Source organism: Rubrobacter taiwanensis (assembly GCF_004337705.1).
GTDB lineage: Bacteria > Actinomycetota > Rubrobacteria > Rubrobacterales > Rubrobacteraceae > Rubrobacter_C > Rubrobacter_C taiwanensis.
The window spans coordinates 111275-131303 of sequence record NZ_SKBU01000006.1 but is presented as its reverse complement, the minus strand read 5'-3'; the positions used below and the strand labels follow the sequence as shown (position 1 = coordinate 131303).

22 protein-coding genes are annotated in these 20029 nt (G+C 68.5%); 17 read left to right on the top strand and 5 right to left on the bottom strand.

Features of this window, described 5'->3' with window-relative positions; translation table 11 throughout:
* Positions 1 to 21: 21 nt before the first annotated feature.
* Positions 22 to 948: a thiamine pyrophosphate-dependent dehydrogenase E1 component subunit alpha gene (locus E0L93_RS02860; RefSeq protein ID WP_132688747.1), complete on the bottom strand. Its 927-nt coding sequence runs from the start codon at positions 946 to 948 to the stop codon at positions 22 to 24.
* A gap of 551 nt (positions 949 to 1499) precedes the next feature.
* Between E0L93_RS02860 and E0L93_RS02855 the strand changes: the two genes are divergently transcribed.
* The 5 genes from E0L93_RS02855 to E0L93_RS02835 all read left to right on the top strand — a co-directional run bounded on the left by E0L93_RS02855 (position 1500) and on the right by E0L93_RS02835 (position 5856).
* Entirely contained in the window at positions 1500 to 1811 is a 312-nt protein-coding gene (locus E0L93_RS02855; protein ID WP_132688216.1) for a nucleotidyltransferase family protein, read from the top strand.
* Between the two features lie 15 nt (positions 1812 to 1826).
* Positions 1827 to 2030 (top strand): HepT-like ribonuclease domain-containing protein, encoded by a 204-nt coding sequence (locus tag E0L93_RS02850; protein ID WP_132688214.1) that lies wholly within the window; start codon positions 1827 to 1829, stop codon positions 2028 to 2030.
* A gap of 170 nt (positions 2031 to 2200) precedes the next feature.
* Entirely contained in the window at positions 2201 to 4129 is a 1929-nt protein-coding gene (locus E0L93_RS02845; RefSeq protein WP_132688211.1) for a primary-amine oxidase, read from the top strand.
* Positions 4130 to 4203: 74 nt separating this feature from the next.
* The gene (locus E0L93_RS02840; protein ID WP_132688208.1) at positions 4204 to 5529 is read left to right on the top strand and encodes an ArgE/DapE family deacylase; all 1326 of its coding nucleotides are present in this window, start codon (positions 4204 to 4206) and stop codon (positions 5527 to 5529) included.
* Between the two features lie 93 nt (positions 5530 to 5622).
* Positions 5623 to 5856, top strand: a complete 234-nt coding sequence (locus tag E0L93_RS02835; RefSeq protein ID WP_132688205.1) for a hypothetical protein — start codon at positions 5623 to 5625, stop codon at positions 5854 to 5856.
* On the opposite strand, the gene E0L93_RS02830 is transcribed toward E0L93_RS02835, so the two are convergent.
* Positions 5831 to 7168: an aspartate aminotransferase family protein gene (locus E0L93_RS02830; protein WP_132688202.1), complete on the bottom strand. Its 1338-nt coding sequence runs from the start codon at positions 7166 to 7168 to the stop codon at positions 5831 to 5833. The genes E0L93_RS02835 and E0L93_RS02830 overlap by 26 nt on opposite strands.
* 129 nt (positions 7169 to 7297) lie before the next feature.
* Here E0L93_RS02830 and E0L93_RS02825 point away from each other — a divergent pair, with 129 nt between their 5' ends.
* From E0L93_RS02825 to E0L93_RS02810, 4 genes are all read left to right on the top strand, one after another.
* Complete coding sequence (locus E0L93_RS02825; protein WP_132688199.1) at positions 7298 to 7714, top strand: CoA-binding protein; 417 nt, start codon at positions 7298 to 7300, stop codon at positions 7712 to 7714.
* Between the two features lie 64 nt (positions 7715 to 7778).
* Positions 7779 to 9422: a thiamine pyrophosphate-binding protein gene (locus E0L93_RS02820; protein WP_132688196.1), complete on the top strand. Its 1644-nt coding sequence runs from the start codon at positions 7779 to 7781 to the stop codon at positions 9420 to 9422.
* Positions 9423 to 9483: 61 nt separating this feature from the next.
* The gene (locus tag E0L93_RS02815; protein ID WP_132688193.1) at positions 9484 to 10266 is read left to right on the top strand and encodes a cyclase family protein; all 783 of its coding nucleotides are present in this window, start codon (positions 9484 to 9486) and stop codon (positions 10264 to 10266) included.
* A gap of 120 nt (positions 10267 to 10386) precedes the next feature.
* Positions 10387 to 11196: a sulfite exporter TauE/SafE family protein gene (locus tag E0L93_RS02810; protein WP_132688190.1), complete on the top strand. Its 810-nt coding sequence runs from the start codon at positions 10387 to 10389 to the stop codon at positions 11194 to 11196.
* Here the strand turns inward: E0L93_RS02810 and ligA are convergent.
* Positions 11178 to 13196 carry an NAD-dependent DNA ligase LigA gene (gene ligA / locus E0L93_RS02805; protein ID WP_243638078.1) on the bottom strand — a complete coding sequence of 673 codons (2019 nt, stop codon included), beginning with the start codon at positions 13194 to 13196 and terminating at the stop codon, positions 11178 to 11180. The genes E0L93_RS02810 and ligA overlap by 19 nt on opposite strands.
* A 32-nt stretch (positions 13197 to 13228) precedes the next feature.
* The gene (locus E0L93_RS02800) at positions 13229 to 13708 is read right to left on the bottom strand and encodes a protease complex subunit PrcB family protein (protein WP_132688187.1); all 480 of its coding nucleotides are present in this window, start codon (positions 13706 to 13708) and stop codon (positions 13229 to 13231) included.
* Positions 13709 to 13744: 36 nt separating this feature from the next.
* On the opposite strand from E0L93_RS02800, the gene E0L93_RS02795 reads away from it, so the two are divergent.
* The 6 genes from E0L93_RS02795 to E0L93_RS02770 all read left to right on the top strand — a co-directional run bounded on the left by E0L93_RS02795 (position 13745) and on the right by E0L93_RS02770 (position 18002).
* Positions 13745 to 14341 carry a hypothetical protein gene (locus E0L93_RS02795; protein WP_132688185.1) on the top strand — a complete coding sequence of 199 codons (597 nt, stop codon included), beginning with the start codon at positions 13745 to 13747 and terminating at the stop codon, positions 14339 to 14341.
* Between the two features lie 4 nt (positions 14342 to 14345).
* Positions 14346 to 15353, top strand: coding sequence for a nucleotidyl cyclase domain-containing protein (locus tag E0L93_RS02790; protein WP_132688182.1), 1008 nt, complete (start codon positions 14346 to 14348; stop codon positions 15351 to 15353).
* A gap of 98 nt (positions 15354 to 15451) precedes the next feature.
* Positions 15452 to 16204 carry a PspA/IM30 family protein gene (locus tag E0L93_RS02785; RefSeq protein WP_132688179.1) on the top strand — a complete coding sequence of 251 codons (753 nt, stop codon included), beginning with the start codon at positions 15452 to 15454 and terminating at the stop codon, positions 16202 to 16204.
* A 12-nt stretch (positions 16205 to 16216) separates the two neighbouring features.
* Positions 16217 to 16993: a hypothetical protein gene (locus E0L93_RS02780; protein ID WP_132688176.1), complete on the top strand. Its 777-nt coding sequence runs from the start codon at positions 16217 to 16219 to the stop codon at positions 16991 to 16993.
* 5 nt (positions 16994 to 16998) lie between these two features.
* The gene (locus E0L93_RS02775) at positions 16999 to 17580 is read left to right on the top strand and encodes a hypothetical protein (protein WP_132688173.1); all 582 of its coding nucleotides are present in this window, start codon (positions 16999 to 17001) and stop codon (positions 17578 to 17580) included.
* Positions 17577 to 18002 carry a J domain-containing protein gene (locus E0L93_RS02770; RefSeq protein WP_132688170.1) on the top strand — a complete coding sequence of 142 codons (426 nt, stop codon included), beginning with the start codon at positions 17577 to 17579 and terminating at the stop codon, positions 18000 to 18002. The genes E0L93_RS02775 and E0L93_RS02770 overlap by 4 nt, the downstream gene beginning before the upstream one ends.
* Here E0L93_RS02770 and E0L93_RS02765 read toward each other — a convergent pair.
* Positions 17999 to 18697, bottom strand: coding sequence for a class E sortase (locus E0L93_RS02765; RefSeq protein ID WP_165874129.1), 699 nt, complete (start codon positions 18695 to 18697; stop codon positions 17999 to 18001). The two genes, E0L93_RS02770 and E0L93_RS02765, sit on opposite strands and share 4 nt — an antisense overlap.
* 51 nt (positions 18698 to 18748) lie before the next feature.
* On the opposite strand from E0L93_RS02765, the gene E0L93_RS02760 reads away from it, so the two are divergent.
* Together E0L93_RS02760 and E0L93_RS02755 are read left to right on the top strand one after the other, a co-directional pair.
* Positions 18749 to 19600, top strand: a complete 852-nt coding sequence (locus E0L93_RS02760; protein WP_165874128.1) for a tyrosine-type recombinase/integrase — start codon at positions 18749 to 18751, stop codon at positions 19598 to 19600.
* Between the two features lie 73 nt (positions 19601 to 19673).
* Complete coding sequence (locus tag E0L93_RS02755) at positions 19674 to 19997, top strand: hypothetical protein (protein WP_132688161.1); 324 nt, start codon at positions 19674 to 19676, stop codon at positions 19995 to 19997.
* The last annotated feature ends 32 nt before the right edge of the window (positions 19998 to 20029 follow it).

The following is a 20029-nucleotide window of genomic DNA, read 5'->3' as shown; positions in this document are numbered from 1 at the left end:
CGCCGGCCCGTACCCTGAAGCCTAGTAGCTCACGTAAACGTCGCTGAGCAGGTCGGCCTGGCCCGGCTCCGGGGCGGCCTTGGCCTCTTCGACGGCCTCGTCTATGAGCGCCCGGACCTCCTCGTCTATCTGCTCCAGCTCGCTGCGCTCGATGAGCCCCGCATCGGTGACCCGGCGGGCGAACATGTCCAGGCAGTCGCGCTCCCGGCGGATGTTCTCGACCTCGTTCGGGGCCCGGTAGGTCTGGGCATCGCCCTCGAAGTGGCCGTAGTAGCGGTTGACCTTGCACTCTATCAGGGAGGGGCCGCCGCCCTCCCGGGCACGCCGGATGGCCTCGCCGGCCGCCTCGTACACGGCGAAGAAGTCGTGGCCGTCGACAACCACGCCCGGCATCCCGAAGCCGTCGGCGCGTTTGGCTATGTCTATGCCCCTGGTGGAGAAGTTGGTGGAGGTGGACTCGGCGTAGCCGTTGTTCTCCACGACGAAGACGCACGGCAGGTTCCAGACCGCCGCCAGGTTCAGGCTCTCCAGAAACGTCCCCTGGTTGGACCCGCCGTCGCCGGTGAACGCAACGCCGACCTGCTTCGTCCCGCGCACCTTGGCTGAGAGGCCGACCCCGCAGACCAGCGGCGGGCCGCCGCCCACGATCCCGTTCGCCCCGAGCATGCCCTTGTCCAGATCGGCGATGTGCATCGAGCCGCCCTTGCCGTGGCAGAGCCCGTCCTTCTTGCCGTAGATCTCCTTCATCATCGCCTTAACGTCGCAGCCCTTGGCGATGCAGTGCCCGTGGCCCCGGTGAGTGCTGGCGATGTAGTCGTCCTCGTTCAGGTGCGCGCAAACCCCGGCCGCGATGGCCTCCTCGCCCGCATACAGGTGCACGAAGCCCGGGATCTCACCCGTCGCGAACTCCACGTGCAGCCGGTCCTCGAACTCCCGGATCGTGCGCATCACCCGGTAGGACTCCAGCAGCTCCTCCTTGCTCGGCTCCCTGAGCCGCGCGGTGTCAACGGTCGTCAAGGGACTCCTCCTTTCCCGTTTCCCCGCTCCGGAGCAGCGCCACCGGGGACAAATATGCCGGAAGTCTCTCCGGTCCACCCGCTATCTGGCTATTCTCCGCAGATCCGGCCACCCCTGACTTTGCCGCTCCGGGCACATTTTAGATGCGGCCGAAGCATCATGCAATGTGCGTTCCCTGACGGTACGGCTCCGCACTGCCGCACACTCTGGCAACATTTGATGCACCCGGCAGGAGAGAGGGGGTTAAGTGGAGATACCCAAGGCTATGGTCGTCGAGCGCATCCGCAGCCGGAGCGGTTCCGAAATGGCCGAGAAGGCGGACGGGGAGCTGCCCGGCAAAGCTGGACCTCGACTCCGATGCGGAGCTGCTGCCAGAAGTTCTGAGCGAGGAGTTCTGTGGCCAGCCCCCGGTAGCGGGTTAGAAGTCGAGGCCTGGCCTCTCATCTGGCGTAGATTAAAATACCGGACAGGAGGTTGGTGCAGTGGCCGGCTTGATCGAAGCGAAAAAGCCCGGAATTGTAGAGTTGTGTAAGCGCCACGGGGTCGTACGCCTGGCTCTTTTCGGCTCCGCGCTGCGGGGGGACTTCGACCCCGGGAGGAGCGACCTGGACTTCGTCGTGGAGTTCGCTCCCATGAGCCCCAGCGAGCACGCCGGTGCGTACTTCGGGTTGCTGGAGGACCTGGAGAGCCTGTTTGGTCGCCGGGTAGACCTCGTGGAGATCGGTGCCGTCCGCAACCCCTACCGGCGCCGGGAGATCGAGGAGCAGCAGGAAATCCTCTATGGTGCGGCGTAGCCGCGAAGCCTATCTGTGGGACAGGCCACCCGCCACTTCCCCGATCTGGAGGACTCGATCGGTCCGGTACGCCAGATCGTGGGCTTCCGAAACCGGATCATCCACGAGTACGCCGAGATAGACTCCGAAATCGTCTGGGCTATCGTCCAGAATGAGGTTCCCCGGCTACTCGAAGAGTCCGAAGCGCTCTTGAAGGAATACCAATGTCGACCAGACTAGCCCTGGCATATCTCCTCAAACCCCCGATTTTGATGCGAGCCCGAACGAGCTGCGCGAGGAGTTTCGCAATCAGCCCCCGGTCGCCGGTTAGGGCCGGTCCTCGGATTGAGCCGCCCCGTCCTCCATTGATATACTGATTACATAAGGGAAGGCTGCGAAAGGAGGAGAGGATGTCGCTGGCTGAGAGACCGGTCGCCGTTGCCGACCATCCGTTGACCCCGTTGAGCGCGGAGGAGATCTCGGCTGCTGTGGAGATCCTGAAGCGGGAGCGCAGGCTCGGTGAGGAGGTACGCTTCGCGGGGGTGGTGCTCAACGAGCCGCCGAAGGAGGAGGTGCTGGCCTTCAGGTCGGGTGACGAGTTCGAGCGCGAGGCCTTCTGCGTCGTGGTAAACACCGCCGAGGAGCGGTCTTACGAGGCCGTCGTCTCGCTCACGGAGCGGAGGGTCAAGTCCTGGGAGCGGATCGAGGGTGAGGTGCAGCCCCCCATCGTGCTGGAGGAGTTCGACGAGTGCGAGCGGGCGTGCAAGGAGAACCCGGAGTACCGGGCGGCGCTGGAGAAGCGCGGCATCACCGACATGGATCTCGTGATCGTGGACCCGTGGTCGGCGGGCAGCTACGGCGACGAGGAGGGGCGGCGTCTGAGCCGGGCGCTCTCCTGGGTGCGGCTGGACCCCGAGGACAACGCCTACGCCCACCCGATAGATAACCTGATCGCGGTCGTGGACCTCAACAAGATGGAGGTCGTGCGGATCGAGGATCACGGCGTGGTGCCCGTGCCCCAAGAAAGGGGCAACTACACGCCGGAGGCCGCCGGGGAGCGGCAGGATCTCAAGCCGCTGGAGATCACGCAGCCCGAAGGCCCGAGCTTCGAGGTGGAGGGGCATGAGATCCGGTGGCAGAAGTGGCGCATGAGGATAGGCTTCACCGCCCGCGAGGGGCTCGTGCTCTACACCGTCAGCTACAACGACAACGGCCGGGAGCGGCCCATCCTCTACCGGGCCTCGCTCTCGGAGATGGTCGTCCCCTATGGCGACCCGCGCCCCGGTCACTGGCGCAAGAACGCTTTTGATGCGGGCGAGTACAACATCGGGGCGCTCGCCAACTCGCTGGAGCTGGGGTGCGACTGCCTGGGCGAGATCCGGTACTTCGACGCCGTGGTCGCCGACGGCAAGGGGCGGCCGCTGACCATCAAGAACGCCGTCTGTCTGCACGAAGAAGATTACGGGATGCTCTGGAAGCACTTCGACTTCCGCACCGAAGAGACCGAGGTACGGCGCTCGCGGCGGCTCGTGCTCTCCTTCGTCGCCACGGTAGCCAACTACGAGTACGGCTTCTATTGGTACTTCTACCAGGACGGACAGATAGAGTTCGAGGGCAAGCTCACCGGCATCGTCTCCACCGGGGCCCTGCCGCCCGGCGAGAAGACCCGTCACGGCCAACTCCTGAATACCGACGGGCTCTACGGTCCAATCCACCAGCACTTCTTCAACTTCCGGCTGGACCTCGATGTGGACGGGCAGAAGAACACCGTCTATGAGGTGAACACCGAGCCCGTCCCGCCGGGAGATGAGAACCCGCACGGCAACGCCTACTACGCGAAGGCCACCCGCATCTCCAACGAGTCCGAGAGCGGCCGGAAGGTCAACATGCAGTCCGCCCGCTACTGGAAGGTCGTCAACGAGGCCTCGAAGAACCGGGTGGGTGAGCCCGTCGCCTACAAACTGGTGCCCAAGACCAACGTGCTGCCCTTCGCCCAGCCCGACGCGCAGGTCATCAAGCGGGCCGGCTTTACCACCGGGCACTTCTGGGTCACGCCGTACGAGCCGGCCGAGCGGCACGCCGCCGGAGCGTATCCCAACCAGAACCCCGGCGACGACGGGCTGGTGAGGTGGATCAAGCAGAACCGCTCCGTGGAGGACGAGGACGTGGTGATCTGGTACACGCTCGGGACCCACCACCCCGTCCGCCTGGAGGACTGGCCCGTGATGCCGGTTCAGTACTCCGGCTTCATGCTCCAGCCGGAGGGGTTCTTCGACCGCAACCCCGCGCTCGACGTGCCCCGCCCGCACAAGGACGGCCACTGCCACAACGGAAGCTGAGAGCGGCCGGGGAAAGGGGGGTCCCGGTGGACGCGCCGGGACCTCCTCTGCATTAGAGACGAGAGGAGGAGAACATGCCTCAGCGGGCAGACGCCGGGAAGGTGCTCGGCGCGGTTGACGGCCTGCGCGGCGAGCTGGTCCGGGCCGTGAGCGAGGCCGTGCAGATAGAGAGCGTCAACCCCAAGTATCCGGGACAGGTCTATGAGGAGGTGGTCGGGGGCGAGGGCGAGGTTGCGCGCTACATCTCGCGGGTGTACGAGGATCTGGGCTGCGAGGTGGACCTGTTCGCGATCGAGGCCGGCCGGGATAACTGCGTGGGGGTCTGGAAGGGGAGCGGTGGCGGGAGGTCTTTGATCTTCAACGGGCACATCGACGTGGTGCCGCCCGGAGATCCGGCGAACTGGCAGAGCGGTTCGCCTTGGAGCGGGAAGATCGACGAAGACCGCATCTGGGGCCGGGGGTCCACCGATATGAAGGGCGGGGTGCTCGCCCAGGCGTTCGCGGCGCATGCGATCCGCCGCGCCGGTTTCCGGTTGCGGGGAGACCTCATCCTTGAGGCCGTGGTCGGCGAGGAGGTCATGGACCACGAGTGCGGAACCACGGCGACGATCCGGCGCGGATACACGGCGGATGCCGGGGTGGTCTCGGAGCCCAGCGCGCCTCCGCACCCGCTCGCCGTGGTCCCGATAACTCCCGGTCTCTTCTGGTTCTCCGTTACGGTGCGCGGCAAACCCACTCACGCCTCGATGCGGGCGCAGTTGATCCGGGCCGGGGGAGAGGGTGAGCGGGTCGGCGTCAACGCTATAGACAAGGGGCTGTTCGTCATGAACGCCGTCCGGCAACTCGAAGAGGAGTGGGGGCAGAGCAAGCGCCACGAGCTCTTCCCGCCGGGGCACTTCACGATACATCCCGGTGTGGTAATCGGCGGTCCGAAGGAGGTTCTCGTCCCCTTCGTCGTGTCGGAGTACATGACGATCGAGTACGCCTGCTGGTACCATCCCGAGGAGGATCCTGAAGCGGTCCGGCAGGAGGTCGAGCAGCATATCCGGCGCGCCGCCGAGCTCGACCCGTGGCTGCGGAAGCACCCGCCGGAAGTGGAGTGGAAGCTCAACTGGCCGGCTTCGGTCGTGCCTCCCGACCATCCGATCTGCGAGGCGGTCTCCACCGCCCACGAGCAGGCGGCAGAGGGCACGCGCTTCGCCGGCCGGCCCCCCGTTCAGGGGTTCGCTGCGGTCGAAGACACGGCGTTCCTCAACGCCGGGGGTGTTCCCGCGATCAGCTACGGACCCGGCGACATCCGGGTGGCCCACGGGGATGATGAGTACGTCCTGATCGACGAGCTGCTTACCGCAACCAAAACCTACGCGCTCTTGGCCATGGACTGGTGCGGCTACGAGTGAGGAGGGCGGGGGAAGTCGCGTCGGCGGCCGTGGTGCTAGAAGACGGTGCGCGATCCGCTACGACGACCCGGAACGGGTAGATTCGGGCGAGGGGTGCGTCGAACTCCTGCTGCGGGCGATCCGGACGCTGGCGGCCTGCGGCGGCGTTCGCCGGGCTGGCCTGCGCTGGGGGCGGATCTGATCGGGCGCAGCGGGAGAATCGTGGTGCTGGTGACCGGCACCGGGCTCAAGAGCCCGCAGCACATGCGGCCTGAGAGCTCGCCGGTGGAGATCCGGGGCGAGCCGCACGAGGTGGAGCGGGTTATAGCTCGCCGATGCACTCCCTGAGCGTGCGGGCGATGAACCGCAGGTCTTCCTCCGTGATGCTCAGGGGCGGGGCGAGCGTGATGACGTTGCTGTACCCGGCCACCGTGTCGCCGTTCCTGCCCACGATTAAACCCCGCTCCCTGCAGGCGCTTATCATCTGGCCGACCAGCGCCCCGCCCGCCGGGCGCTTGCTCGCCTTGTCCTCTACAAGCTCAATGCCGATGAGCAGCCCCTTGCCTCTTATCTCCCCGACGTGCGGGTGGTCTTCCAGCGCCGAGAGCTCTCCAAGCAGCTGCTCCCCCAGGGCCGCCGGACGCTTAAAGAGGTTCTCTTCCTCCATAATCCGGAGGTTCTTTAGCGCCAGCGCGCAGGCCGCCGGGTTGCCGCCGAAGGTGTTGACATGCCGGAAGCGGGCGTAGTCTTCGCCTTTGAACTCCTCGAACAGCTCGCGCTTTACGGCCGTGGCCGAGAGCGGCAGGTAGCCGCTGGTTATCCCCTTGGCCATCGTCACGATATCCGGTTCCACGCCGTAGTTCATGAACCCGAACGCCTCGCCGGTGCGCCCGAAGCCGCAGATCACCTCGTCTGAGATCAAGAGCACCCCGTTCTCCCGGCAGATGCGCTCCACCTCGCCCATGTAGTCTTCCGGCGGCACCAGGACGCCGCCGCCGGTTATGATCGGCTCCATGATCACCCCCGCCACCGTCTCGGGCAGCTCCCAGCGAATGACGCGCTCTATCTTCTCCGCGTACCTCTTCCCGGCGTCCGGCCCGCCGTACTCCCCGCGGTAGGTGTCCGGCGGCTCGACGTGCACGAATCCCGGGGAGAGCGGCTCGTAGCGGTACTTGCGCAGCGCCTGTCCGGTCGCCGCCAGCGCGCCCATGGAGTTGCCGTGGTAGGCCCGGTAGCGGGAGATGAACTTCCAGCGGGAGGGCTCGCCGCGCTGCTGGTGGTACTGGCGGGCCACCTTGAAGGCCACCTCGTTGGCCTCAGATCCCGAGTTAGAGAAGAAGAAGGTGTACTCGTCCCCGAGCAGCTCGTTCAGCTTCTCCCCCAGCTCTATCGCCGGCAGGTGGCTCTGGGTGAGGGGGTAGTAGGGCATAACCTTAAGCTGCTCGTAGGCAGCGCGGGCCAGCTCCTCGCGGCCGTAGCCGGCGTTGACGCACCACAGCCCGCTCATGGCGTCCAGGTAGCGGTTGCCTTCTATGTCCGTGACCCACGCTCCTTTGGCCTCTGCGATGGTCAGCGGCGAGGAGTTCGGGTCGTACCCGGCCAGCGCGTGCCACACGTATCTGCGGTCCTTCTCCACCCACTGCTGCGTCTCCCCGATCATGCACCCTCCTTCCCCTTCTCCCGCCGGAGAAGGTTGTCGTTCTGGCCTTGCGAGGTCACTGTAGTGCAGGGGCGGGGGATGTCAAGCGGCTGCCCGGAGGGGTACCATGGGCGAAAAAGGAGCCGTCTCATGCACCGCAACCCATCCGACGCCGAGATCCGCGAGATACTCCAGGCCGCCAAGAACATCGCCGTGGTCGGGCTCTCGGACAAACCCCACCGCACGAGCCACAGGATCGCGCGTTTCCTGCAGTCTGCCGGGTACCGCGTCTTGCCGGTCAACCCGAACCTGAGCGGGCCGGTGCTCGGCGAGGAGCCCTACGCTTCGCTGCGCGAGATAGAAGAGGAGATAGACATAGTGGACGTGTTCCGCCGCAGCGAGTTCGTCGGTCCGGTCGCCGAAGACGCGGTGGCGGCCGGGGCGAAGGTTCTCTGGATGCAGCTCGGCGTCATCAACGAGGCGGCGGCCCGCTACGCCGCGGAGCGCGGCCTGACCGTAGTGATGGACCGCTGCATCAAGGTGGACCACGCTTCCCTGGTGGGGTAGACGCCCCCGGCGGATTACTTTAAGGTTCTTCAGGGGAATTGCGAGCGGGAAAGGACTGGACGCTATGCGGGTCTCTGAGGCTATCGGGCGGACGCTGGCCGACCGGGGGGTGGATACGTTCTTCGGGCTCGTGGGCAGCGGGAACTTCACCGTGGTCAACGCGCTGCACGCGGCGGGGGCGAGCTTCTACGCCGCCCGGCACGAGAACGGCGCGATCACGATGGCCGACGGCTACGCGCGCGCCGGCGGGAAGGTGGGGGTGTGCACAACGCACCAGGGGCCGGGCTTCACCAACGCGCTCACCGGGCTCACCGAGGCGGCCAAGAACCGGACGCCCCTGCTGCTCCTGGCGGCCGACACGCCGCCGGGCACGCTGTGGTCCAACTTCAAGATAGACCAGGGCGGCGTGGCCGGGACACTCGGCGCTATACCCGAGCGGGTGCGTGGCCCCGAGAGCGCCGCGGCGGACACCGCGCGGGCGCTGCGGCGGGCGAGAGTCGAGCGCCGCCCGGTGGTGCTCAACATCCCGATAGACCTGGTGGGACAGGAGTCCTCGAACAGCCCGCACATCCCCGGCTGGCCGGACCTGGAGCCGCCGCGCCCGGCGGCGGGCGCTATCGAGCGGGTGGCGGACCTGCTGGAGATCTGCGAGCGGCCCGTGATCGTGGCCGGACGCGGGGCCGCGCTCTCCGGAGCGCGCGCGGAGCTGGAGGGGCTCGGCGAGCGGGTGGGGGCGCTGCTGGCGACGAGCGCGATGGGCCACGGCCTCTTCTCCGGGCTGCCGTACGCGGTGGGGATCGCGGGCGGCTTCGCCTCGCCGCTGGCCGTGGAGCTGCTGAGCCGGGCGGACGTCGTGCTCGCGTTCGGCGCGACGCTCAACCACTGGACCACGCGCCACGGGCGGCTCTTCCCGCCCGGGGCTCGGGTGGTGCAGGTGGATCTGGACGAGGAGGCCGTTGGGGCGCTGCACCGGGTGGACGTGGGCGTGGTCGGGGATGCGGCGGCCGCCGCGAAGGCCATTGCGGACGAGCTCGCGCGGCGCGGGGTGCGGAAGGAGGGCTTCCGCACCGCAGAGGTGCGGCGGGAGATCCCGCGCCGCCGCTGGCGCGACGAGCCGTACCGGGACGAGGGCACGGACGGGTATATAGACCCCCGCACGCTCAGCATCGCGCTCGACGACCTCCTGCCGCCGGAGCGCACGGTAGCGACCGACTCCGGCCACTTCCTGGGCTACCCGGCTATGTACCTGCGGGTGCCCGACCCCCACGGGTTCGTCTTCCCGAACGCCTTCCAGTCGGTGGGGCTGGGGCTCGGCTGCGCCATCGGGGCCGCGGTCGCGCGGCCGGACCGGGTCGCGGTCGCTGCTCTCGGGGACGGTGGGGCGCTCATGGCGCTCGGCGAGCTGGAGACGGCCGCCCGCTACCGTTTGGGGATGGTGATCCTCATCTACAACGACGCCGCCTACGGCGCGGAGGTCCACCACTTCGGCCCGATGGGGCACCCGGTGGAGCACACGCGGTTCCCCGATACGGACTTCGCGGCTCTGGCCCGCGCCGCCGGAGCGGAGGGCGTCACGGTCAGGAGGCCGGAAGACCTCGCACCACTCAAGGAGTGGCTTGGCCGGAGAGACCGGCCGCTCGTGATAGATGCCAAGGTCAACCCCGCGGTGCGGGCCGGGTGGCTGGAGGAGGCGTTCCGCGCGCATTGAAAATGGGGTCTTTAGGCCTCGCTGAAGCCTAAAGACCCGAAGCCTGCGAGAAGGAGGGACGATGGCAGGGAATCCCGTTGCGTCACTGGTGGAGGCTCTGGCGGGCGGCTCGGTGGAGGTCGTGGACCTGACGCAGCCTTTGAGCGAGAAGACGCCGGTCATCCGGCTCCCCGAGCCGTTCGTGAACACGCCGGGGCTGAGGGTGCACGAGATCAGTGCCTACGACGACCGCGGCCCCGCCTGGGCCTGGAACTGGCTGGAGATCGGAGAGCACGTCGGGACCCACTTCGACGCGCCCATCCACTGGATCACCGGCCGGGACGGCCTGGACGTCTCGCAGGTCTCCCCACAGCACCTCGTGGCTCCCGCCGCCGTCATAGACCGCTCCGCCGAGGCCGCCGAAGATCCGGACTACCTGCTCACCGTGGACGACGTGAGAGCCTTCGAGAGCGAGCACGGCCCGCTCCCGGAGGGCGGCTGGCTGCTGTTGCGCACCGGCTGGGACGCCCGCGCCCACGACGAGGAGCTGTTTCTCAACGCGGGCTCGGGTCGGCCGCAATCGCCCGGCTTCGACGTGGAGTGCGCGCGCTGGATCGCGGAGGAGTCGCCGCTGGTGGGCGTCGGGGTGGAGACGGTCGGCATAGACGCCGGCATGGCGGGCGAGTTCGACCCGCCCTTCCCGGTCCACTACTACCTGCTCGGAGCGGGCAAGTACGGCATAACGCAGCTCGCCAACCTCGCCGAGCTGCCGCCGGCCGGGGCCCTGCTCGTCGTCGCGCCGCTGAAGCTGGTGGGCGGTACGGGCAGCCCGATCCGGGCGTTCGCGCTCGTGCCGCGCGGGTAGGTGTCCCGCACTACCCTACGGAGCTGATGCGCGTGGTCGGGATGTTGTTCACGGTCGGCGTGGCCCGGGAGGGTGGGGCGGTCATCAGCCTCCCCCCGGTAAGCGGCCGCTAGCGGAGTTTTGTACTTCCCGGTCTCCGGGGTCGAGGCGAACCCGCTGGTGCTGTTGCTGGTGGCGTTCGCGGTCTCTGGGCTGTGCGCCCCGGCAGGGGTCTCGGGTGCGTTCCTGCTGCTGCCGTTCCAGGTGAGCGTGCTGGGCTTCACCAGCCCGGCGGTGAGCCCGACGAACCTGATCTACAACGTCCTGGCCGCCCCCGGAGGGATCTACCGCTACGCCGCGGACCGGAGCATCTCCTGGCCGCTGGCCCGCACGATAGTCCTCGGCTCGTTGCCGGGGGTCTTCCTCGGGGCGGTGCTGCGCGTCACGGTCTTCGCCGACCCCGGCATCTTCAAGGCTTTCGTGGGCCTGGTGCTGCTCTATCTCGGTGCCCGGCTCCTGCTGGAGACGTTCGGCTACCCCGGCCGGTCACGTCCGGGCCGCGGAGGATCGCGCGGCTCGGTGCTGGTCTTGGCCTTCTTCGTAGGCGTGGTCGGGGGCATCTACAGCATCGGCGGCGGGGCGATCATCGCACCGTTCCTGGTCGCCATCTTCCGCCTGCCGGTACGGACCGTCGCCGGGGCGGCGCTGGTCGGGACCTTCGTGACCTCGGTGGCCGGCATAGCTTTCTTCGAGCTGCTGGAGGTGCTGGGGGCCGGAGGAGAGGAGCCCGTCTCCCCGGACTGGCTGCTCGGCGCGGTGCTCGGCCTCGGGGGGCTGGCCGGCACCTACGCCGGAGCCTACGCGCAACGCCTGCTGCCGGAGACCGGCATCAAGGGCGTCCTGGGAGTCCTGGTGTGTCTGCTCGCCTTCGGCTATCTCGCAGGTAGATGACCTTCATGGTCCAGCAGCTCCTCGAAGGCTGCCTCGTCCAGAACGGGGATGCCCAGCTCCCGCGCCCTCTCCAGCTTGGAGCCCGCCTCCTCCCCGGCGAGCACGTAGTCCGTGCTCCTGCTGACCGAGGAGGTGACCGTCCCGCCGGCCGCCTCTATCCGCTCCACGAACACCCGGCGCGGCTCCGAGAGCGTGCCCGTTATGACGAACTTCCGGCCCTCCAGCGGGCCTCCGGCGGGCTCCGCCGCCTCGCGGCCGAAGTTCAGACCGTGCTGCATGAGGCGCTCCACCAGCCGGCGGTTGTCCTCGAGCGAGAAGTACTCCGCCACGGCCCGGGCGACGACCTCCCCGACGCCCTCTATCTCCGAGAGCTCCTCCACGCCGACCCCGCTCAGGAGGTCTTCACCGCTGAACCTCCCGGCGATGAGGCCGGCCGTAACGCTCCCGACGTGCCGGATCCCCAGAGCGTAGAGCACGCGGGAGAAGGGCTGCTGTTTGCTGCGCTCTATGGCGCGGATCAGGTTCCGCGCGCTCTTCTCGCCGAAGCCCTCCAGGGGTTCTAGCTGCTCCGGCCGGAGCTCATAGATGTCGGCGGGGTCCCGGATGAGCCCGAGGTTGAAGAAGCGGGTCGCCAGCTTCTCGCCGAGGCCCTCGATGTCCATCGCTCCCCTGGAGGCGAAGTGGATTATGTGCTCCAGCGCCTGTGCCGGGCAGCGGGCGTTGACGCAGCGCACGATGGCCTCGCCCTCCGGGCGGGAGAGCGGCTCGCCGCAGTTCGGGCATCTCTCCGGCATCCTGAACTCGCGCTCGGAACCGGTACGCTCCTCCGGAACGGGTCTCATGACCTGTGGGATCACGTCCCCGGCCCGCTCGACCACCACGGTGTCGCCGATGAGGATGCCCTTCTCCTTTATGTAGTCCTCGTTGTGCAGGGTGGCGCGGGAGATCGTGACGCCCCCGATGCTGACCGGCTCCAGCACCGCCTGCGGCGTGACCGCGCCGGTGCGTCCCACCCGCACGAAGACGTCCAGCAGCTTCGTGCGGCCGGCCAGCGGCTCGAACTTGTACGCGATGGCCCAGCGGGGGGCCTTGGCGACCGAGCCTAGCGCCCGCTGCTGCTCGTTCGCGTTCACCTTGATGACCACGCCGTCCGCCTGGAAGTTCAACGACTCGCGCCGGGCGGCCCACCGCCGGCACTCTTCGAGCACGGAGTCTATGTCGCGGTGGACGGCGTAGGGGTTGACGCGCAGGCCGAAGCGCTTGAGCGCCTCCAGGGTCTCGGAGTGGCTGGCGAAGTTCTCCGCGCCCTCTCCGGCTCCGTAGACGTAGATCGTAAGCGGGCGCTGCGCCGTCACCCGGGGGTCGAGCTGGCGGATGGAGCCTGCGGCGGCGTTGCGGGGGTTGGCGAAGGGGCGCTTGCCCTCGGCCTCCTGGCGCCGGTTGAGCTCCTCGAAGGCGTCGATGGGCATGTACACCTCGCCGCGCGCCTCCAGCACCTCCGGCGGGTCGTCCGAGAGCCTCTCCGGGATGGAGCGGACGGTGCGCAGGTTCTGCGTCACGTCCTCGCCCACGAAGCCGTTGCCCCGGGTGGCGCCGAGCACGAAGCGCCCGTTCTCGTAGCGCAGCGAGACCGCAAGCCCGTCCACCTTGAGCTCGGTGACGTACTCCACCCCGGCATCCGGCCCGAGCAGGCGCCTGACGCGCGCATCCCACTCCCGCAGCTCCTCGGGCTTGCGGGCGTTGTTGAGCGAGAGCATCGGTACGGCGTGTTCGACCTGGCGGAACTCCTCCAGCGGTTCTGCCCCGACGCGCTGGGTGGGGGAGTCGGGGGTGACGAGCTCGGGATGCTCGCGCTCCAGGCGCTCCAGCTCGCTGTAGAGCGCGTCGTACTCGGCGTCGGAGATCTCGGGCGCGTCCTCAACATAGTACTTGCGGTTGTGGTACCGGACGAGCTCGCGCAGCTCCTCTACCCTCTTGCGGATGTCCTCTTTGATAGCCACTCCGGCAATTATAAGGGAGGGTGGAGCTGAGCTCAGGGTACCGTCCTCACCGGCCAGTCCAGCTCCCGTCCGGCCTGATCCACGAACCTGAACCGCAGGCCGGACGGCTCCACGTCCCGGATCACGGCCACAGCGTAGGGGTGGGTGAGCGCCTGGGTCACGATATCTCCGGGACCGGGAGCTCTCAGGGAGAGCCGGACCGTCACCTCGTTACCCTCCAGAATGGCGGACTCGAAGCGGACCGTATGGCCGCCCGTGCGCCGCTCGCCCCAGAAGGCCCCCGCGTAGACGCCCTCTCCGGCGTCCGGAACCTCCACCCCGGCTGCGCGGGCGAGGGACCCGGCGTCGGGGGCGAGCATTATCCCGCGCTCTTGCGGGCCGTACGGACCGGATGCGATGTTCTCCACGGTCAGGGTGCGTGCCTCCTCTCCGGGCGTCTCCGGCGGGTCGGGCTCGCCGGCGGGCGCGCAGCCCGCGGCGAGGAAGAGCAGCAGGATCAGGCCGGCTCGCATTCCACCGGGTCCGGTTCTGCGGTAGAATCTCCGGCCATGTTCAGGATTGTAGCGGTACTCGCGCTGCTCGTCTTCGCGCTCGCCGGATGTGCCGGGGAGGAGGCTCCCGAGGAGCCCGGCGGGGAGGAGCAGTACGGGGTGATGGGGCCGGAGATCCCGGCCGACGCTCCGCGCGGGACGGCGCTGGAGTGGCTTCCGGCGGCGGACGGTCTCGCCGCCGACTGGCGGCAAGACGCCGAGCTCTACTCGGTGGCCTCGCTCGCCTCCGTGGATGCGGGAGGAACGGCGCAGGGCTGGCTCTACTCCTACGTCTCGGAGTCTGCCGGGGCCGTGGCCAGCGTCGCCGTGATAGGGGGCCGTCCGGACCTGGACCCCGAGAGCGGTATCCAGCAGCTCCCGGAGCCCGATGTGGAGCACATCCGGAGCAACGCGCTCCCCGCCCCGGAAGATCTGGTAGACAGCCCGGAGGCTCTGGAGCAGAGCGAGGATGTGGGGCCGCACCTGCGGGAGAACCCGGGAGCGGAGGCCGCTGCCGGGCTGGACTCCTTCTCCGGCGGGGAGCCGGTCTGGATCCTCTCCACCACCCGGGATGGGGAGCGGCTGGAGGAGCGGGTCCCGGCGGCCGCCGGGTAGGCGGGTGGAACGGGGATACGGAGGAGCGTATCATGTTCCGGCGATGATGGCGGCAGGAAGCCAGCAGAACGCGAGGGTTTTCAAGGGTTTCGCCCTGCTCTCGCTCGCGCTGATCGGGGTTGCGGTCTTCCTCGTGCACCAGCCCGCGTACACTCCGGCGGTCGCCTACATCCCGCTCTACACGCTGGTCTCGCTGTGGGTAGCCTCGGCGGTCGCCGCCGGGCTCCTGCCGCAGCAGCAGTTCTCCGATGTGGCCTGTGCGGTGGGCTATGCGTACTTCGCGGCGCTGCTCGCCTCACTGACCTTCTTCACCGGCGGAGCCTCCAGCGAGCTGTATGCGCTCTTCTTCCCGCTGCTGCTCGCCGCGGCGTTGCACCGGAGCCGCATCATTCCGCTTGCGGCTCTGGGCGCGACGCTAGTGGGTTACGCTCTGGCGATGCTGCCCGGTCTCGCCGGCGGTGTGGTGGCTCCGAGCCTGATCCTCTTCCGGCTAGTGGCGTTCGCTGCGGCCGGGACCTTGGGTTTTTTAACCGCTCGGGAAAAGGAGGAAGAGGCTCCTCTCGAAGATGAGTTCGCCTTCGACCCCGACGGCTCGCTGCTGCTGGAGCGCGTAACCTACGAGCTCTCGGAGCGGCGGGGAGTTCCGGTGGCCGTAATCCTGGTAGATCCCGGCCGGGAGCTGGAGGATGTGGACATGCTGCTGGAGCGCGTCAGCCAGCGCGTGGAGGACCCCATCCTGCTCGGGGAGGGCGACGTGTTCGGGCTCGTCCTCAGCGGCGCGGACGACCGGGTGGTCGAGAGCGCGGCGCGGAGGGTGCTGGCGGCCGCCAGCTCGCTCGGATCCAGGGAGACGCGGGCCGGGGCGGCCATCTACCCGCGGGATGCGCGCACCCCGCAGGAGCTGCTGCTCGCCGCCGGTCGGGCGCTGGAGGCGGCCTTCGAGATGGAGTCCCCGAGCGCCATAGTAGTCGCCGGCCGGGGGACGGAGCCCGCCCGCCGGGCCGCCCAGTAGTACGGGTTTCGCCCCATTCGGCAGCCCGGCCCCTGATGGTATAATCGCAGCCGGACGGGCCGTAGAGATCTCTACCATCCTTGGGGGTAGCAGGGCCGATGGGCAGACTACTTAGAGTTATCCGGGGCTTCTTCGGACGCTTCATCTCCGGAGTCGAGCAGCGCAACCCGGAAGTCCTGCTCGAGAATGCGGTACAGGACGAGCTGAGCAACCTGAAGAAGCTTCAGGTCGCGGCGGCCAAGACCATGGCCTACGAGAAGATGCTCACCAACGACGCGGCCGAGAAGCGCAAGCTCGTCGCCGCCCGGGAGCGGCAGGCGCGGGAGCTGGCCGCACGCGGCCAGCGGGAGGCGGCGCTGCAGGTGATCCAGCAGAAGCAGGAGATTCAGAACCAGCTCGCAGAGATCGAGGGCCGGCTGGAGAGCGCCCGCAGGAACTCCGAGGAGATGGAGCGGGCCTTCCGCGATCAAGAGAAGCGCTACAACGAGGTGGTGCGGGAGCGGGCCGCGCTGCTGGAGGAGCACCAGCGGGCGCGGGCCCTGCAGACGGCGAACGAGGCGCGGGCGCAGATCTCGCTCTCCGACTCCTCCCGCGATCTGGAGAAGGCCCGGCAGGCCGTGCGGCAGTCGCTGTACGAGGCCGAGGCCGTGGGCGAACTGGGCACCAGCGAGGTGGAGCGCCAGATCCAGGCCGCCGAGGTGGACGTGAAGCGGCTCGAGGCCGAGCGGGAGCTGGAACTCATGGAGATTCAGATGGGCCTCAAGTCCGCCGGGGAGCTGGAAGGTCCTCAGGAGGAGACGGTCGAGCGGCCCGCCGGGGAGAGCGAGCGGCCGGAGGAGACCGGCCGCTAGGATGGAGAGCTGGTGTTCGGCCGAACGGTAGACGCCGCACGCCGTGCCGCCCGGTGGGGAGCTCTGGGCGTCTCTTCCGCGGTGGGAGTCGTGGCCGTGGGCGAGGGGTGGACGCTGCTCGCTCTGGCGGCCGGGGCCGGTATCGCGGTCTCGGGGCGGTGGGTTCTCGGGGCTCGCAGGCGGGCGCAGACCCAGCTGGAGCGCCGCGCGCGGCACAACGCGCGGGCTCTGGAGGCGGTGGCGCGGGAGGACCGGCTCGCCGCGCCGCAGATGCGGCGGCTCATCGAGCTGCAGTCCGGGCTTCTGGAGAGCCTGGAGCTGTTGCCGGAGGAGTATGAGCCGCTCTTTGAGGAGGAGATCTTGCTCGTCGTGCAAGAGGTCGATCGCATGGCGCAGCTGGCACGCCGGCGCAGCGCGCTGAGGCGCTACCTTGAAGGCCTAGACCGCGAAGGGCTCCGGCGCCGGATCCGGGATCTGGAGCGGGATCTCTCCGAGCTGCGGGATCCCGCCCTGCGCCGGCCCTTCGAGAGCGCGCTGGCTAGCCGCCGGGGCGAGCTCGCCGGCTACCGGGAGGCACTGGACGCCATAGGGGTGATCAACGCGCAGCTGGAGAGCGCCGAGGCGCTGGTGAGCAGCCTGCGCGGCGAGGTGCTGGCGCTGGAGGCTCAAGAGCCGGTGGTGCTGGAGTCTAGCCTGGAGCACCTGAGGGACCGGGTGGCGCTCTTCCGGCGGAGCCTGAGAGAGGTATCCGGCGCCACGGAGCACCTGCCCGCGGGCGGCAGCAGTTAGAGGGGGTGAAGCCGGTGGCAGGAGATGACGAGACCCGGCACAGAGAGGGTGTCTTCTCCCGGCTCTTCTACCGCTCTGCCGAGGGTGAGGAGGGCCGGGGCTCGACCAGGCACTACTCGGAAGAGGAGGTAGGGCTCGGGGCGTCGGGAGACTTCTCCGTCGAGCGGGCGGTGGAGATTATCGAGAACCTGCCCCGGGACGTCTCCCGCAGGAGCGCGCGCGAGATAGTGACGCGCACGCTGGAGGCCGCCGGGGTAGACATCCGGGAGTTTCTGCGCTCCAGCCGGGGCCGGGAGGAGGCGCTCCGGTCCGAGATAGAGCAGGGCGAGGAGCGCATCGAGGAGCTGCAGCGCACGGCGGATGAGATTATCCGTTCCCTTCGCAAGGAGATAGACGCCACCCGGGAGAAGTGCGAGGAGGACGTGAGGGCCGAGGAGGAGCGCATTGAGCGCATCCGCGCGAGTCTGCTCGACCTGAACCGGGTGCGGGAGTTCTTCGGCCTCGAGGAGGAGGACAGCACCCGGGTTCTCTCCGACCCGAACAGGACCGAGGTGATCTCCGAGGATGAGGAGGGCGAGCGCTCTTGAGCATCCCGCGGCGGCTCGGGCGTCTGGCGCGGGGATTCGTCTCCGGCATGCAGCGGGGCGAGGACTCCTCACCCGGCAGGGAGGCCGCCTCAGACGCCCGCCGGGAGTTCGAGCACGTAAAGCGGGCGTTCCGGGCGGCCTGGCGCGGGGCTTCCGAGGAGTGGCGGGAGCGGACCGAGGCCGCAAAGGCCCGCAGGTCTACCGCTCCGAAGGAGGTTCGGAGGGCGTACGCCCGGCTGGGGTTGCGCGTGGACAGCCGCCTTGAGAGCGTGGATCAGGCCCGCCGCGAGCTGGTCAAGAAGTACCATCCGGACCGCTTCTCCGACCCGGAGCAGCGGCGGCGCGCGGAGAAGATCACGGCCGAGATAAATGCCGCCCACGACACCATAGAGCGCTACCTGATGCGCCGGGGCGAGCTCTAGCCGACCAGTTCGCCCCGCACCACCAGTCGCTTCTCGAAGGAGGGTATGGGGGTGCAGGTCTGGAGCGAGACGATCGTGCGGCCTGCGACCGGAGCTGTGACCCAGTAGTCTTCCGGGTCTACGACCAGCGTCTCGTAGACCCGGTAGGTATAGGTGCGGCCCGCAGGGTCCTGGAGCAGGATCTCGTCCCCCCGCCGCAGCTCTCCGAGTTCGTAGAACACGTAGGGGATGCGGGTCTCGGGGTAGCCGATGGCGTGCCCGGCGATGTACGTGTTCGAGCCCGGCTCCCAGGGGTAGCCGCTCTGCTCCAGATGCAGAATCCCCACCCGGTCCAGCATCCCCTGTCCCGATCCGGTGGGAACGGCCAGATCCGCTATCCCCAGCCGGGGGATGGTGAGCCGGAGATCCGCGGCAGGATGCCGGCTCTCCGGGTCTGGTGTTCGCTCCCGGGGGATCTGGACGGGTTCGGCCGCCGGCGGCGTTCGGCCGCTCGTGCGCTCGGCCGGGCTCGTTTCGCCGAGCAGCAGCCCGTCGTTGGCGGGAACGAAGGTGGTGGACGGCTCCTCGGCCGCCCGCACCTCTGTGAAGCGGAGCTGCGCCGAGGCCGTCTCGCCGCGAAGGGCTCCGGCGGCCCAGATCGCGGCCAGCAGGCCCAGGAAGAGCAGCGGGAGTAGTTTCCCAGATCTCTCACGCATCCCACTTACACTATACGTCCGGAGCCGTCCGGCGGCTATATAATGGGTGCCATGACGGTCGAAAGCGGCGTGAGCGTGCGCGAGCTCGTGGAGAAGTTCGCCGATCATCTGGCCGACGACGCCGGGACCAGCCCGCGCACGGCGGAGTTCTACCGCTCCGACCTGCGGGAGTTCGCCCGGTTCCTGGAGGAGCGGGGGGTGGTAGAGATCTGGGACGTGGGCGTCGGCCGGGTGATGGAGTTCCGAAACCACCTGCTCGGTGCCCGGCGCAAGCGTTTCACCGTCTACCGCAAAGACGCGGCCGTGCGGCGCTTCCTGGACTGGGTGCGCACCGGCACCGACGTCGGGCTGGAGTTCGACCCCATCGAGCCCATGCACCAGCCGCTCGACCAGCAGATAACCTTCCTGGACGACGAGGACGCCGAGCGCCTGCTCTCCTTCCCCGCGGACACCCTCACCGCCGCCCGCGACGCGGCGGTCATCGTCCTCATGCTGGAGACGGGCGCGACGGTGAGCGAGGCGCGGGCGCTGCTGCGCGACGACGTGGACCTGGATGCCGGACAGGTCCGGCTCGGCGGGCCGGGTTCGCACCTGAACGCCCGCACCCGCCGCATCTCGCGCGCGGCGGCGGAGATCCTGCGCCGCTACCTGAGCCTGCGCTCCGACGACACGCCGGAGCTCTTCGTGGGGCGCGCCGCCCGGCCCATCTCCACCTCCAAGACCCTGCAGAACGCGCTCTGGAAGCGCTGCGATCAGGTCGGGCTGCCCCGCATCTCACCGATGGTGCTCCGTCACACCTTCGCCGTCCGGCTGCTGCGGCGCGGTGCCACGCTCAACGAGCTCAAGGAAGCGATGGGCGTGCGCGATACCACGAATATTGGGGTGTACAAGAAGTTCGTCTGAGGCATATTCCGCGACAGCCGGCGGATATGAGATTAAAATACATGGGATTGCGGGCGCGGAAGGATCTCGATACGTGGCTAAGGACAAGGACTTCAAACAGAGCTCGGCGGAGATTCTGATGGACCTGCTCTCGGACCCCCGGGTGAAGCGGGCCATCAGGTACGTCCAGGACGATAAGCTGAAGTCGGAGCGGGAGAAGCTCAAGGAAGAGGCCGCCCGGCGCTTCCAGAACCTCAAGAAACGCTACCGCGGGCGCACTCCCGAGACCGCGGCGCGCGAGCGGGAACTCAACCTGCGGTTGGCCGAGATCGAGACCGAGGCGGCCGAGCTCCGGGTACGACTATCCGGCCTCCTCGAGGAGGAGGAGCGCATCCGGGACGAGCTTAAGAACCTGTAACAGGCTTGATCCATTAAAAATCCCAAGCAATT